The organism is Streptomyces sp. NPDC028331 (assembly GCF_055565775.1).
Genome location: NZ_JBVHTR010000044.1, coordinates 11,033 through 24,561, shown reverse-complemented (window position 1 = coordinate 24,561; position 13,529 = coordinate 11,033). Strand labels below are relative to the sequence as shown.

Annotated in this window: 12 protein-coding genes and 3 pseudogenes; 8 read left to right on the top strand and 7 right to left on the bottom strand. The window is 68.4% G+C overall.

From position 1 onward, the window contains the following. Positions 1-349: 349 nt before the first annotated feature. Positions 350-661: a hypothetical protein gene (locus ACZ4SW_RS36510; RefSeq protein WP_468253388.1), complete on the top strand. Its 312-nt coding sequence runs from the start codon at positions 350-352 to the stop codon at positions 659-661. Between the two features lie 118 nt (positions 662-779). Continuing rightward, a complete protein-coding gene (locus ACZ4SW_RS36505) occupies positions 780-1,424 on the top strand; it encodes a hypothetical protein (RefSeq protein ID WP_468253387.1) in 645 nt (214 codons plus the stop codon). 99 nt (positions 1,425-1,523) lie between these two features. On the opposite strand, the gene ACZ4SW_RS36500 is transcribed toward ACZ4SW_RS36505, so the two are convergent. Next, positions 1,524-2,027, bottom strand: a complete 504-nt coding sequence (locus ACZ4SW_RS36500; protein WP_468253386.1) for a hypothetical protein — start codon at positions 2,025-2,027, stop codon at positions 1,524-1,526. Positions 2,028-2,402: 375 nt separating this feature from the next. Between ACZ4SW_RS36500 and ACZ4SW_RS36495 the strand changes: the two genes are divergently transcribed. Both ACZ4SW_RS36495 and ACZ4SW_RS36490 read left to right on the top strand, forming a co-directional pair. After that, positions 2,403-2,921, top strand: coding sequence for a hypothetical protein (locus tag ACZ4SW_RS36495; RefSeq protein WP_468253385.1), 519 nt, complete (start codon positions 2,403-2,405; stop codon positions 2,919-2,921). A gap of 8 nt (positions 2,922-2,929) precedes the next feature. Continuing rightward, a pseudogene (locus ACZ4SW_RS36490) lies at positions 2,930-3,451 on the top strand (IS5 family transposase); the annotation flags it as partial. Between the two features lie 14 nt (positions 3,452-3,465). Here ACZ4SW_RS36490 and ACZ4SW_RS36485 read toward each other — a convergent pair. Beyond that, positions 3,466-3,816 carry a hypothetical protein gene (locus ACZ4SW_RS36485; protein WP_468253384.1) on the bottom strand — a complete coding sequence of 117 codons (351 nt, stop codon included), beginning with the start codon at positions 3,814-3,816 and terminating at the stop codon, positions 3,466-3,468. Positions 3,817-3,988: 172 nt separating this feature from the next. After that, positions 3,989-5,218, bottom strand: coding sequence for an IS701 family transposase (locus ACZ4SW_RS36480; protein ID WP_468253383.1), 1,230 nt, complete (start codon positions 5,216-5,218; stop codon positions 3,989-3,991). A 373-nt stretch (positions 5,219-5,591) separates the two neighbouring features. Between ACZ4SW_RS36480 and ACZ4SW_RS36475 the strand changes: the two are divergent. Next, a pseudogene (locus tag ACZ4SW_RS36475) lies at positions 5,592-5,645 on the top strand (DUF6207 family protein); the annotation flags it as partial. Between the two features lie 91 nt (positions 5,646-5,736). Further along, positions 5,737-5,802, top strand: a pseudogene (locus ACZ4SW_RS36470) (hypothetical protein); the annotation flags it as partial. 137 nt (positions 5,803-5,939) lie between these two features. Here the strand turns inward: ACZ4SW_RS36470 and ACZ4SW_RS36465 are convergent. Beyond that, positions 5,940-6,077, bottom strand: a complete 138-nt coding sequence (locus ACZ4SW_RS36465; RefSeq protein WP_468253390.1) for a hypothetical protein — start codon at positions 6,075-6,077, stop codon at positions 5,940-5,942. A gap of 172 nt (positions 6,078-6,249) precedes the next feature. Beyond that, positions 6,250-7,083: a PIG-L family deacetylase gene (locus tag ACZ4SW_RS36460; protein WP_468253382.1), complete on the bottom strand. Its 834-nt coding sequence runs from the start codon at positions 7,081-7,083 to the stop codon at positions 6,250-6,252. A 410-nt stretch (positions 7,084-7,493) separates the two neighbouring features. Between ACZ4SW_RS36460 and ACZ4SW_RS36455 the strand changes: the two genes are divergently transcribed. Continuing rightward, a complete protein-coding gene (locus ACZ4SW_RS36455) occupies positions 7,494-8,087 on the top strand; it encodes a hypothetical protein (RefSeq protein WP_468253381.1) in 594 nt (197 codons plus the stop codon). Between the two features lie 172 nt (positions 8,088-8,259). Here ACZ4SW_RS36455 and ACZ4SW_RS36450 read toward each other — a convergent pair whose 3' ends face one another. Both ACZ4SW_RS36450 and ACZ4SW_RS36445 read right to left on the bottom strand, forming a co-directional pair. Next, positions 8,260-10,503: an RICIN domain-containing protein gene (locus tag ACZ4SW_RS36450; RefSeq protein ID WP_468253380.1), complete on the bottom strand. Its 2,244-nt coding sequence runs from the start codon at positions 10,501-10,503 to the stop codon at positions 8,260-8,262. Between the two features lie 675 nt (positions 10,504-11,178). After that, the gene (locus ACZ4SW_RS36445; protein WP_468253389.1) at positions 11,179-11,577 is read right to left on the bottom strand and encodes an Lrp/AsnC family transcriptional regulator; all 399 of its coding nucleotides are present in this window, start codon (positions 11,575-11,577) and stop codon (positions 11,179-11,181) included. A gap of 456 nt (positions 11,578-12,033) precedes the next feature. Between ACZ4SW_RS36445 and ACZ4SW_RS36440 the strand changes: the two genes are divergently transcribed. Continuing rightward, positions 12,034-13,392: a beta-1,3-glucanase family protein gene (locus ACZ4SW_RS36440; protein WP_468253379.1), complete on the top strand. Its 1,359-nt coding sequence runs from the start codon at positions 12,034-12,036 to the stop codon at positions 13,390-13,392. Positions 13,393-13,529: the final 137 nt, after the last annotated feature.

Here is a 13,529-nt window from a genome sequence, read left to right as displayed (position 1 = left end):
GATCCACGGCCGCGACTGACGCTTCCCCACGACCACACCAACGAGTGGACAAGCCGACAGTCACGTGATCAACGACTTCTGTTAGGGCCAGTAAGTCTGTGATCGAGTAGCACGGACCTGCCCGGCTGGCGGTTGATGATCCCCCGCTCGGCCAATGTGCTGCGATGGTCACGGCTCCTCCCGCTTCGGATCCCTACGCCCGGCACGTGCTCGCCCGCATGTCGGACTTTTTCACCGACGAAGGCACGCCCTGGGCGCGCCGTCTGTGGGACATAGGTTCGGTGCCGGCCCTCGAGGAGCTCTGGGAGGCCGGCTACTGGAAGGCTCACGGGGTGCTGTCGCAGTCCGCGTGCGACTGGCAGCGTATCCAGCTCAATGCTGTGATCGGGCCCGGCCGGGGCTCGGAGAGCCGGACCTGCCCAGGGAGCTCACCGGCCTGCTGAAGAACTCGCTGCCGGATCCGAGCCCTGAGCGCCGTCGGCTCAAGGAGATCATCGGGCACGTGTGGTCCGGGTATCTGGAGCGGTGGGCTGCGGCGGTCAACGTGCCGGTCGACGAGCGGGTCAAGCCGGAGCGGTTCTTCCGCACGGTGGCTTCCCACCTTCTTGATCTTGATTACAGCGCCAGCCACCTCAAGGGCCTGGGCAAAAGACCTCTATGACGCGCGCGCCACCACGGCGGATATCGCGGACAGCGCTGCTGCGCTTGCAGCCAGGCGATGACCACGCAGGCGGATCGACGACGCCCTGGAGCTCGCGGCCGCGGTCAACCGCGGTCCGATGGCCCCGGCCGTCACCGGTGCCTGGGCCGCCGTCGAATCGCTGCTGACGCACCCGGACGATCCCAAGGGGGAGAACGAGCGGTCCGGCAAGGCGGTGGCCGCCGACCGAATGGCGGCGATCATCGCTGGCTCGTGGCCCCGCGCCGAGCTCACCGCCCTCGCGCACCACCACAAGCCCCGCCCGAAAGACGAGCTCGCCCAGGGCATCGCGGCCTGCGCTATGCATCAGGAGCGCGCCCGCCTGGCCGCCGCTGCGCTGCACGCGGGCGGTGCCTCGGCTCTGGACTTCACCGGAGCCTCCACGAAATACAGCGACCGGCCCGCTGCCCAACGCATGGCCGACCTGGTCCAGGACCCCCGTCCGGTGCTGGGGGACGTCGCCGGTGCCTTCCGGATCGCGCTGCGGCGCCTGTACCGCAGGCGGAACATCATCCTGCACGGCGGCGCCACCCAAGGCGTGGCGATGGAGGCCTCGCTGCGCACCGCCGCTCCGCTGGTCGGTGCAGGCCTAGACCGCATCGTGCACGCCGCGTACGCCGAAGACTTCGACCCGCTCGACCTCGCGGCCCGGGCCGAAGTCGCCCTTCAACTCGTCAACGGCGAGACCGAGCTTTCCGTTGTCGGTCTCCTGGAACCCGCCTGACGACCGAGGTCTTCACCGCGGGAGCAGGCGTGGCTCATGGGCGTGGGCCGTCCTGCTCCTGCTGCGTCACGGCAGCGTCCAGCGCCTGCGCCACGCCCCTCAGATGCTCCCGCAGTGCGCTACGGTCCGCACCACGGGTCTTGTCGGCATGGCGGTTGGGGCACGACCGATCACGGCGCTTGGGTGGTCGCGGCCGCCTTGGGCGTGGTCGTCGATGTGGTCGATCTCCAGCAGGGGCTGTCCCGCTGCAGTGCGGTAGGGCAGGAGGGCGAGCAAACGGTCGGGGTTCTCGCACCGGCCCTGGCTGCGCAGCAAGACCGCCTCGCGGGCGGCGCCGCTGCGGACCCGGCGCTCTCCGGAAGTGAAGACCCGGTCCTGGTCCCAGCCGGCTGCCTCCCCTGTCTCGGCTCGCCGCCGCAGTTCGCGGTATCGCGCGCGCCAGGGCACCGTCTTGGCGCGCGTCTTCCGGCGCGCGAAGGGCTCCTCGCGCAGGAGGAGTTCACCGGGTGTCGTGGGATCCTCGGCCTCGTCGGGTACCTGATTGCTCTGCAGCAAGTCCCGCGTGCGGTGCTGCCGTTCACGATCCAGAGCATGGTCTGCCACTGAGCGCGGGTCAGCTGGTTGGCGGGGTGTTCCGCAGGGGCTAGCTGTCCTGCTTGACCTCGATGTAGCGGCGGATCGTCGCCTCGACCTCGGCACGGGTGAGGAAGTCGGCCGCCGCGTTTTTGCGCACATGGTGCTCGTCGTACCAGGCGGGCAGGCCGTAGGCCCCGTCGGCGGGACGACGTGTCCGCGCGAGGGCGAGGGGTGTGGCTGTGGCGGCGGGCCATCCCGGACGAGGGCTTACCCTGCAATCTTTGGCCGTTCAGCGCGAGTAGTTCGCGAGGGTCAGTCCATTGCTCGGTGAACTCCCGGGCGATGTCCAGCCAGGCCGGCGCGGGTTTTGGCCGTCCGGGGAGCTGGGGGATCCTGATCGGTATGCACCATGCGCTCACTCACTGGGACAGCCCCTTCATCAACTTCAAGGACTTCGGCTTCCCGGACGGGCAGGGTCACGGATACCGATGGGTTCACATCAAGCGCTTCCATCTGCCACCCGGCTCGCCGACCGACCAGGACTTGCTGACCGCCTTGATCGCCCACCCGGAGTTCCGGGACACCTACGACGGGGCTGGCGTCTGGCTCGAACCGCGCCATGGTCAGTGGTGGGCAGGTCGGATCACGCCCGGCACGTATGCGGCCGTCGACGAGTCGAGCGCGACGGGCACGATTTCCACGTGGGCCACCAGTGGTGCCCCACTTCCCCCAGACCTGGACGCGAGGCTTCAAGAGGCGGTCTACACCCCGATCCGCCAGGCGACGAGTCGGTACGCACTCGGAGCCCTCCCCGAGGACGCGCACCACGACTACGGCCCTATCCACACCGAGTTCCATGAACTCGTGCTCATCGACCGCCGCCTCGGCGTCCTCTCCCTCCTGGTCGCCGCCGACGACTGAAATGGCTGCTGCGAGGACGCACGCCCCGGCAGCACCGCCTCGCCGAGGGGCTCGGACGTTCCCGGGACGGCCTCACCAGTGCAATTCACCTCGCCGGCGAAGGCGGGCGCCGCCCCCTGGCCCTGCTGATCACCCCGGGTCAGTGGGGTGACGCCCCGCAGCTCATCCCCGTCATGGAACGCATCCACGTCGGCCGCCTGGGCGGCGGACGTCCCCGAACCCGTCCGGATCATCTCGGCGGCGACAAGGCGTATTCCTCTCGTCGCAACCGCGGCTACCTGCGCAGACGGCAGATCAGACACACCATCCCCGAGCCGAAGAACCAGCGGGCCAACCGCCAACACCGCGGCAGCAGGGGCGGACGACCCGCCGGCTTCGACAAGACGATCTACAAGCGCAGGAACGAAGTGGAGCGGACCATCTTGGCGCTCAAGAACTCCCGCGCCGTGGCCACCAGGTTCGACAAGCGCGCCTACGTCTTCCACGGCACCGTTACCGTTGCCGCGATCCGCCTCTGGCTCAGGACGTGATCCTCGGCCGGGATTCAGAGCCAGCGCTGTGCCGCCTCGACGCTGTCCCCGCCACTGGTGTTGAACGCAATCGCGGCCTGGGGCGCATGGCGCCGGATCAGGTTCACGACCTGTTCGAAGAGCGGAAGCAGTGGCTCGGTCTTGCGAATGCCGCCGCCGACGACCACGACATCCCACAGCTGCTTGGTCAACGATGCGACGAGGGTGGACTCGGCCGATTCGTCGAACACGATCAGCACCATGGCCGCGTCGATGCCGTGCTCACCGAATCGGGCCAGCTCCGCATCGAGCGCCGCGCGAAGAGCCTCTCCGTCGACGCCAGGTATCGCTTGCGGGTCGTAACCGACAACAAGTGCAGAAGACATGCGGCCAACCTACCGAGCCCCGCCCGAACATGATCCGCTGGACAGGACCTAGTAGTGCTTCGTTAGGTTCTGGCTCTGGTTCTGCTGGTCGGCAGGGGTCGACCGCAGGTGGTGCAGGTGCCGGTCCAGCACCTCAACAGGTCCTGAAGGACATCGAGGACCTGGTAGAGGCTCAGGCCGACATCTGGGCTTTTGGGTCGAGCCGCCGCAGGGTGAGGAAGGCCTGGGCGGCGGTGACGAGGGTGACGTGGTGGTGCCAGCCCCGCCAGGTGCGGCCTTCGAAGTGGTCCAGGCCCAGACCGTGCTTGAGCTCGCGGTAGTCGTGCTCGATCCGCCAGCGCATCTTCGCCCACCGCACCAGATCGGCGATCGGGGTGGTGGCGGGCAGGTTGGTCATCCAGTAGGCGGTCGGCTCGTCGGCTTCTGCGGGCCGTTCGGCCAGCAGGGTCCGCAATGGCAGCACCCCGTCCCACCGGTTGCGTCCCCCGGCCTGCTCCTGTGCGGTGCGGCATGCTTCCTTGCCTGAGGGCCGCACCTGGAGCACGGCGAAGTGCGAGGTCATTCTGCCCTTGCTGCCCTGCCGCCAGGTGACTGGCTCGAACACGGCGGCCTCGGCAACGAGGCCCGGCAGCGAGCGGGGCGCCTGACGGTATCGGGGCAGGGTCGGCGGTCCCAGTCCGCCATAAGCCGGCTGGTACGGCTCGGCGTTGGCAGGTCGCGCGATCTCCTTCGGGTCGACGGCCATGACGTAGGTCCAGCCGCGTTCCTCCAGCGCAAGCCGGAAGGAGACGCTGCGGCCGTAACCGGCATCGGCCACGATCACCGGCACTGCCAGGCCCTGCCCCGCCAGACGGTCCAGCAGCCCGAGCGCCAGTCGGGTCTTTGAGGCATGCCCGACCTCGTCAGGGATCCCGGCCCGCCGTCGCCTGTCGTGGTCACTGGTCCACTCCTCGGGCAGGAACAGCTCCCACTCCAGCGGGCACGACGCGGTGTCGGTGGCCGCGTGCACGCTGACTGCGACCTGGCAGTTCGCGCGCTTGCCCAGGGCCCCGCAGTACTGCCGGGCCACCCCCGCCGACGCCGTTCCGCACTTGGGGAACGACACGTCGTCGACCACCCACACCTCAGGGCGGATCGCCTCGCACAACCGCTGGGCGATCCGCTGCCTGACCGGCAGCGGGTCCCACGGCGACTGGTTCACGAACTGCTGCAGAGCCTGCATGTTGCCGTCCGGCAGCCGCTCCGCCATCGGCTGGATCGACTTACGTCGGCCGTCCAGCATCAGGCCCCGCAGATAACACTCGCCCCATCGCCGCTGATCCCGCCGCGGCACCGACCCGAAGACATCGGCAACGAACTCCGATAACTCACCTCGGAGCCGTTCCACCTCCCCCAGCTTCACACCCCAAAGATGCCCACCACCAGGCGAGATCACTCGACGTAACGAAGCACTACTAGACAGCTCCACCACACCGGAGGTCTTCGCCATGATCAAGCCTGACCGACGTCAACAACGCTCGTGATCAATACACCTAGGAACGTCCATGTCGCCACCCAAAAGTGAGTAACAGCCACCGGCCGCCTGCTCGGGCAGGACTCCCACAGCCCGCCTGGTAGCGGCACCCGCCATAAGGGTGCTCACCGGCCGGCAAAGATGTGGACGACGGGGGTGCGGACGGACGCAGCCGACGGCCCAAGAACCTGCGGCAACCTCTATGGAGTGAAGATGCTGCGACCGGCGAACCTCGATCAAGGGCTTCGCCGGAGTGCAAGGCATGAGACCGATCAACGAAGCGCACGTGACGGAACCAGGGCTGGTCGTTGTGGAGATCGCGGCCGCCGATGACAAAACGGCGTTCGCGTTCCAGGATGCTCGGCGCGCGGTGATCGACCGCGGCAGCGGAGCGTACGACCCGGGAGCCCGGCGAGCCCGGGGTGCGGCTGCGTTGCTCCCTGGTGCGAGGCGCAAGTCGGCCTGGCCGGTGAGGGCTGCGCGTGGACAGTGGCCGAATGCGGCTCAATGCACGGCCTCACGACCGAAGGCGGCGCCTGGCTGCTCTCCTTCGACCGCCGGTGGACACCTGCGGATGCGGCCGCCGCTGCCTCATCGGCGACCACCGCGGCTACCTCATCGACACCACGTCCCTGCCGGAGCTGGCCCGTGCGCTGCCGCGGCACTGGGCCTCGTGCACCAGTTCGGCCCGGCGGGTGACGCGCTCGTCGGAGCCGCCCACCAGGCCACACAGTGGTGGTGGGTCCACCGCCGCCAGGTCGGCGAACCGACCTGGCGGCGCCAGGAAGACGCCCTCGGCATGCCCAAAGGTCGCCGAACGACCGCCCCCGCGGACGTCTACCCCGAGACCATCACGCTCGCCGAGGCCAGGTGGGCCCGGGAGCAGCGCCGGCACCGTTCCCGGCCGGTCGGAGGGCGGATCAGCGCAGTCCGGCGAAGAGATCGTTCTCGGGTATGGCCGCGCCGGTGGCGTCCTGGACACGGACGAAGGTCTCCATGCCCATCAACTCGCCGAACCTCTCCTTGCCCATCCTGAGGAAGAAGATGTTCTCGCCCTGACTGGCGTGCGCGGCCAACGCGTCGAACTTCTGACCGCTGAACGCGGTGGTGTCCACCCACGTGGTGATCTCATCGTCGGGGAGGCCGATCTCGGCCATCGCGGTGGCCTCGGCAGGATCCGGCTCCGGCATGTCCTCACCGAACTCGCGCATGATTTCGCCGAACCGCTGCATCATCGAGCGGGGCATCGTCGTCCAGTACACCTTCGGTGCCAACGCGGTCATCTCCAGCGCCGCCATCGTGATGCGGTGGGCCTGGATGTGGTCGGGGTGGCCGTAGAAGCCGTTCTCGTCGTAGGTGACGACCACATCGGGTCGGTAGTGCCGCATGAGTTCCGCGAGTCGGGAAGCGCCTTCCTCCACGGGGGTCTGCCAGAAGGATCCGGGGGCGCCGTTGCTCGGCCAGCCCATCATCCCGGAGTCGGCATAGCCCAGCATCTCCAGATCGCTGACCTTCAGGACGTCACAGCTCGCCACAAGTTCCCGACGGCGCATCAAGGCGACCGCCGCCGGATCGTGTCCGGGATCGCCCGGTTTGACACCCCCCGGTCCGTCACCGCCACCGCCGTCGGTACACGTCACGAGAACCGTGCGGATGCCTTCCGCCGCGTACCGCGCGAGGACCCCTCCGGTTCCGGTGGCCTCGTCATCGGGGTGAGCGTGTACTGCCATCAGCGTCAAGGGCCGGTTCGTCATAAAACAGTCCTCCTGCAGGAATACATCTTGGTCCGCGTTGCGGCGGGCGTACCGCGATCTTGGGCCCGGATCCTGGTGGGGCGGCCGACCTTGTGCTCTCCGTATTCCCCACCCGTGCGGCGCCGTTCCCTCGGCAGATGCAACCGTGTCGGCCGGACCGGCTGTTCCCGGCGCCGCCGCTTCGCCTTCCAGGCGACCGCCGGTGGCCAGCGTCCTCAAACGACCTGGCTCGTCCTGCTGCTCGCAAGTCACCGTGGACGACCACGCACGGGCGGCGGAGCTCCCCGGGGTCGCACTCGGCGACGGGGAAGTCCTGCGGGTCTGCAACATCCTGGCCGACCTGGTCCATCGGCATCGGAGCGTGGCGCCGGGATACGCCGGCACGCTCGCCGAGATCGTTGAGCGGGTCCATGCCGGTGCCGAGGGGTTCGGATGGTTCGGCCGAGCGTGTAGCAGCCGTCACCGACGACATCCGCAAGGTCGCGCGGGCCGTGGATGCGCTGGGCCTGCGCCCGGTGACCGTACCCGAGGACCTGACCGCCCAGAAGGCGGGCCAACTGATAACCGTCGGCACCGCGCTCCGGGACCACCTGGCCACGGGCAAGGCCCTGCGGTCCCGGTTCCCGGGTACGGCGCAGAGGAACGCCCGGGAATTACTGGACTCCTGCACCGTCGCCGGCCGTTCGCCGCAGACGACCGAGGGTCTGGACGCCGTGCTGGCCCATCTCCGGGCGTGTTGCGTGCTTGCCGGCGCGGCCATGCGCTGGCAGCAGGTGAACGCCGCGGTCCCGCAGAGGGACGTGGAGGTGCGGCTGGCCGAACTGACCGCACGAGCCGAGTGCCTTGAGCACGTACAGGCATTCGGCTCGGCCGGACCGGCACGCCTCCCGGGTCGGTGGGTGTCCGGTGCCGGGTCGTGGGGCTGCGTTGGCCCTGGCGACCCAGGGGCGTTGCTTTGGTTCTTGCCCCGAGGTGCTGACGCGCTTCTGGGCGACCGCCTGTGAACCGGCCCTGGGAACAAATGAGCCTGTGGCCGCCCTGCGTGTCCGGCGCCCGTGCCATCTCGACACAGGCGCCGGACCGGTCTCCTCGTCCGGCCGGTCTGCCCGGCCCACGTCACCCGCAGAGGACACGGACGAGTTGCACCCTGTGTACCGTCGGGGTCCGTTGCCGGACTTACGGATAGCTCACCAGGTACGCCACGTTGCTGCTGGGGGTTACCTGGTTGCCGGTGTTGTCGATGATGTGGTTGATGGTGCCGTCTCCACCCAGGACCGTGGTGACCATGCTGTGGAACTTCACCGCTGACGTGGTAGGCACCTCGATGGCGTGGCCGAGGACGACGGAGGGGTTGTCGCGGAGGTAGGCGTAGACCCCCACGCCCCAGGCCTCGTGGGAGGTGACCGAGTTGGCGACCTTGTACGAGGCGTAGCCGAGGTCCCCTCCGCTGGTGGTCCAGCTGGACTGATCGGGGACGTCGTAGGGGGTCTCGCTCTGGTAGAAGTACGTGCGGCCGCCGTTGCCGTTCCAGGTGGTCTGGTACTTCTGGTAGTGCTCGACGGCCAGGCCGTACACGGTGACGTTGTTGCCGTTGACGATCAGTCCGTTGACGGCCGGGTTGGTCGTCCAGCCGACGCCGTTGGTGTGGTCCGCCCGCCACAGCCACAGGTCGTCGCCGATGACGTCGTTGCTGTTGATCACCAGTGTCTGGGTGGCCTTGCCGGCGATGTCGCCGCCGATGCGGAAGAACACGTCGTGCAGCACGATCGGGTCGGCGGTGTGGCTGGCGGTCGAGCCGGTCGGGCCGACCTGCATGAGGGTGCTGGAGTTGGTGATGTTCGCGCTGATCAGCAGGCCGGCGATGTCTATGCCGTCGGCATCGGCGGTGGTGATCGCGGTGACGCCGTTGTCCGGGACGAGGGTGGCCAGGCCCAGGCCGAGGACGACGGTGTCGGGGCGGGTGATGTTGAGCGGGGCGGACAGGTGGTAGACGCCCGGGGTGACGATCAGGTTCTTGCCGGCGGCGAGCGCGTTGTTCATCGTCGTGGCGGTGTCACCGGGCTTGACGATATAGAACTGGCCGATCGGCAGCGAGGTGCCCGGGGCGCTGCCGTTCGTCCAGTCGGGGCCCTGCACATTGGTGCGCACCGAGGGCACGAACACCTGCCAGTTGCCCGAGCTGTCGACGTAGAGGAACGGCTTCTCGCGCATCACCGGGCTCTGGGCGACGGTGGTGTACTGCGGATTCGGGAAGCTGGTCGCCGGGGCGCCGGTGTCGCCGACGAAGACCATGTTCCAGTTGTGCCCGCTCCAGCCCCCGTTCATGGCGGTGTCCTGGGTGAGGAACTGCTGCTGGGTCCCGGAGTTGATCTGGCCGGAGACCCGCGAGTCGCCGATGTAGCCGCCACTTGACCAGTTGGTGCTGGTGCCGTGGGTGTCGTCCCACAGCTTCATGCTGCCGTGTACGTCCATGCGCCGGAACGGGTCGGCCTGCGAGACGGCCCACATGGTGCTCCCCGAGCTGGGGCTCACCGACATGTTCTCGGCGTCGCGCCAGAAGTTCTGGGTGGCGTTGCCGTCGCTGGTGTGCCCCTCGACGTGCACTCCGCCGCCGGTGATGGACACCTGGTCCGGTGACAACCCGAGCCCGGCGACCTGGGTGTAGTAGCCGACAGGTATGTCGACGTTGTAGGTGCCGGGGGTGAACAGCAGGGCGTTGCGCTGGGTGCCGAACTCGTTGGTCTGCTGGGTGCTGTAGACCGAGTTGATCTTCGACTGGATGGCGGACGTCGACATCGACGGGTCGAACACCGTGACGTTGGGGCCGAAGTCCGGGGTGTTGGGCGGCGGGGTCAGACCGCCGGTGAGCGTGAAGGACTGGGCGGCGGTGCCGTTGCAGGTGTATTGCTGCAGTTGGACGCTGTCGGCGGTGGACGCGGACGGCACATCGAGGCACTTGCCGCTGTTGCGGTTGACGAAGTGGTACGTGCCGGAGGCCTCCGCGACGGGCAGCCACTGCTGGTTGGCGCCGCCGCCGTAGAGCCACATCTGAGTCAGCGCGCCGTCGGCCGTCGAGACGCCGGTCTCGTCCCAGACCTGGTCCGGCGCGGAGGCGACACCGATCCGGTAGTAGCCGCTGTCGGTCGGGGTGAACTGCCAGGACTGGGCACCGGTGCCGTTGCAGGTGTACTGCTGCACGGCGGTGCCGTTGCCGGTGGCACCGGCGCGCGCGTCGACGCACTTGCCGCTGCCTGCGTTGACGACCGTGGTGGGAGCGGTGGGGATGCTCGCGGCGGCGGCATTCGGGGCGGAAGCCAGCGCGATACCGGCGGCGGCCGGCAGCAGGAAGGCGGTCGTGAGGGCGGCCGTGCGTCTGCGCTGGCGGGGTGCGCGGACGAGCGCGGCGAGAACGTCGGTCACACGTGTCTCCTTGGTCGCGATGTGGGGCGCGATGCGGATCGGACGCTAGGGGCAGCCCGCCCGGCCGTCAATACATCAAAATATAAGGCGTGAATTATCTTGCCCGCGAAGGGAGATGTGCGACCACGGCCCCAACGGATTGCCATCGCGGCCGCCTTCGCTGCACGGCCTGACCATCTGACCGAAAGCCGTCGCTGCGGTCGCCAGCGCAGGGGGGCAGTGTCCGCGTCTTGCACAGCATGGGTGTGATGCGTGGACAGATGCGACCGCGTTGCCACACAGAAATGGGCGCCCTGCGCGCCGAGGTGCTCGGCGCGCAGGATCAATGAAAGACGGGTCCGGGTGTTCATAATCTCGGTGTGCGGTAGCGATGTTGTCGACGGTGTCCAGTCCGCTGTCGCGCTCGTGAAGTGAGTAGGGGCGGCTTCATCGGCGTCCTGATCGGCGGGGCCTCCGTCGGCAACCCCCGTGTGCACCCGGCGGGGGTTCCTTGATGGCTTCCGGGCGAAGTGCGGCAGGGGATCTTGAGCTGTCGGATGCCGGCCCTCTTCATGGCCCGTTCCCCTTCCGCATCTGCTCTCACCGCCGCGCTGCGCTCGGCCCTGACGCACGTGGAGGAGTCGGCGGCTCGTCGGTGTCCGACGGAGCGGCCGTGGGGGTCCAGGAGGCGCCCCATCAGCTTGTCCTGGCGCAGGGCGATGACGCGGTCGACGATGTCGAGGCTCGGGTGAGCGGAGGCCAGCTGGGTCTCCAGGCGCAGGACGTCACTGACGGAGTGCAGGCTGGCCTGGAGGATGAGGTTGTGGGGGCCGCTGACGGCGGCGCAGTTGCGGGTCTCGGGCAGACGGGGACGAGGGCGTGGCCGATCTCAGGGAGGTCGGTGGGTGGGACCTTGCCCCAGAGGGTGACCGAGACGGGCCGACCACCGAGGGTGCGGGCGAAGTCGCAGCGGAACCGCAGCAGGCCACGTCGGGTGAGCTGTTCGGTGCGGCGTTTGACGGTGTTGAGGCTGACGCCGAGGTCGCTCGCCAGGGTCTGGTAGGAGGCACGGCCGTCGTGGGCGAGCTGGGTGATGAGGGCGCGGTCGAAAGGGCGTGATCAGCGCGGCCACGACGAGGCTGCACCGTAACGCGGTGAGACGTTGGGGGGTGTCCGGCCATGGAGGACCATCACAGCCTTTCGGAACAAGGGGGCACGGGGACGACACACCAGCTCAACTGACGTGAGGCGTGGGTGCGCACATGAAGCCCGTCGGCCGGAACCTAGAAGGTCTGTACCAAACACATCAAGTGGTGAACGGCGAAGAGGGCTTGGGATCGGCCAATTGAACGGGTCCCGAAGAGACCGGGCGGTTCTGTACGTGGCCCTGTCTGACAGACGCAGGTATGCCGTGCCTGATCCTGTGAACTCCGCTTGTTTCGCCTTCAGTTGTTGACGCCATGGAGAGGCGGGAGTACAAACCCCGAGAGCGCTCTCCGCCTCCTGTACCTCCAGCCCCCACACCCGCCCACTCGGCATCCGGAGACCCCCGTGCAGACTTCCTCAAGTGCGCTCACGTGCAGACCAGCGACCGGTACCGCGCGCTCCCGCACGGCGGTCGGCCTGGTGATCGCCCTGCTCGCAGCCTGCGTCCTCGCCCTGACACCCTCGCTCGCACGGGCCGACGACCAGCTGCTCTCCCAAGGGCGCCCCGCCACCGCTTCCTCCACCGAGAGCGCTTCCTTCCCCGCAACCGCAGCCGTCGACGGCAATCCCGGCACCCGCTGGTCCTCGGCCTTCTCCGACCCCCAATGGCTGCAGGTGGACCTCGGCTCCGTCCAGCAGATCAGCCGCGTCACCCTCACCTGGGAGGCCGCCTACGCCAAGGCCTACCAGATACAGACCTCCACCGACGCCGCCAACTGGAAGACGGTCTACTCCACCACCTCCGCCACCGGCGGCACCCAGAACCTGACCGTCCCCGGCAGCGGCCGCTACGTACGCGTCTACGGAACGGCAAGGGCGACCCAGTACGGCTACTCCCTCTGGGAGTTCCAGGTCTACGGCCCCGGCGGCGGCACCACTTCGCCGGACGGCTTCTGGGGCAGCATCAGCGACATCCCGCCCGCGCAGAACGCCGTAGAGGTGAAGATCCTCAACCGCACCAACGGCAAGTACCCCGACAGCCAGGTCTACTGGAGCTTCAACGGCCAGACGCACTCCATCGCCGAACAGCCCTACCTCGACATGCCGGCCAACTCCGCGGGCCGCATGTACTTCTACCTCGGCTCGCCCAACAGCCCCTACTACGACTTCATCGAGTTCACGGTCGGCAACAACGTCTTCAACGGCAACACCACACGCGTCGACGCCTTCGGCCTCAAACTCGCCATGCGGCTGCACACCAAGGACGGCTACGACGTCGAGGTCGGCGAGAACCGGCAGACCTTCGCCGAGGACCGCGCCACCACGTTCCAGCGCTTCACCGACGCAGTCCCGTCCCAGTTCAAGGTACTGGCCCAGACCCAGGCCCCGTACCGCATCATCTCCCCCGGCAGCGACCCGAGCTTCCGCGCGGGCGGGGCCAACGCCGACTACTTCACCTCCTACGCCCAGTCCGTCGGCGTGAACGCGGCCACCTCCGACATCTTCGGCTGCGCCGCCTCCCTGGCGAGCAACCCCGACATGTGCGCGGCCCTCAACCGTCACGTGGCCACGCTGCCGGCCTCCCAGCAGGCCGACCCGAGCCAGTACTACAAAGCCGCCCCGGCGAACTACTACGCCAAGTTCTGGCACGACAACGCCATCAACAACCTCGCCTACGGCTTCCCCTACGACGACGTGGCGGGGCAGTCCTCCTTCATCTCCCACAGCAACCCGCAGTGGCTGCTGGTCGCCGTCGGCTGGTAACGACCAACGCATGCAGGGGTTGAGCGCGCGGGGGCACCCCACCAGAAAGGGTGGTGGCCCCCCCAAACCCCTCCCCCCCCGCCTCTTCCCCACCCCCCCCCCCCTCCCCTGCCACCTCCTTCACCGAACAAAACCGA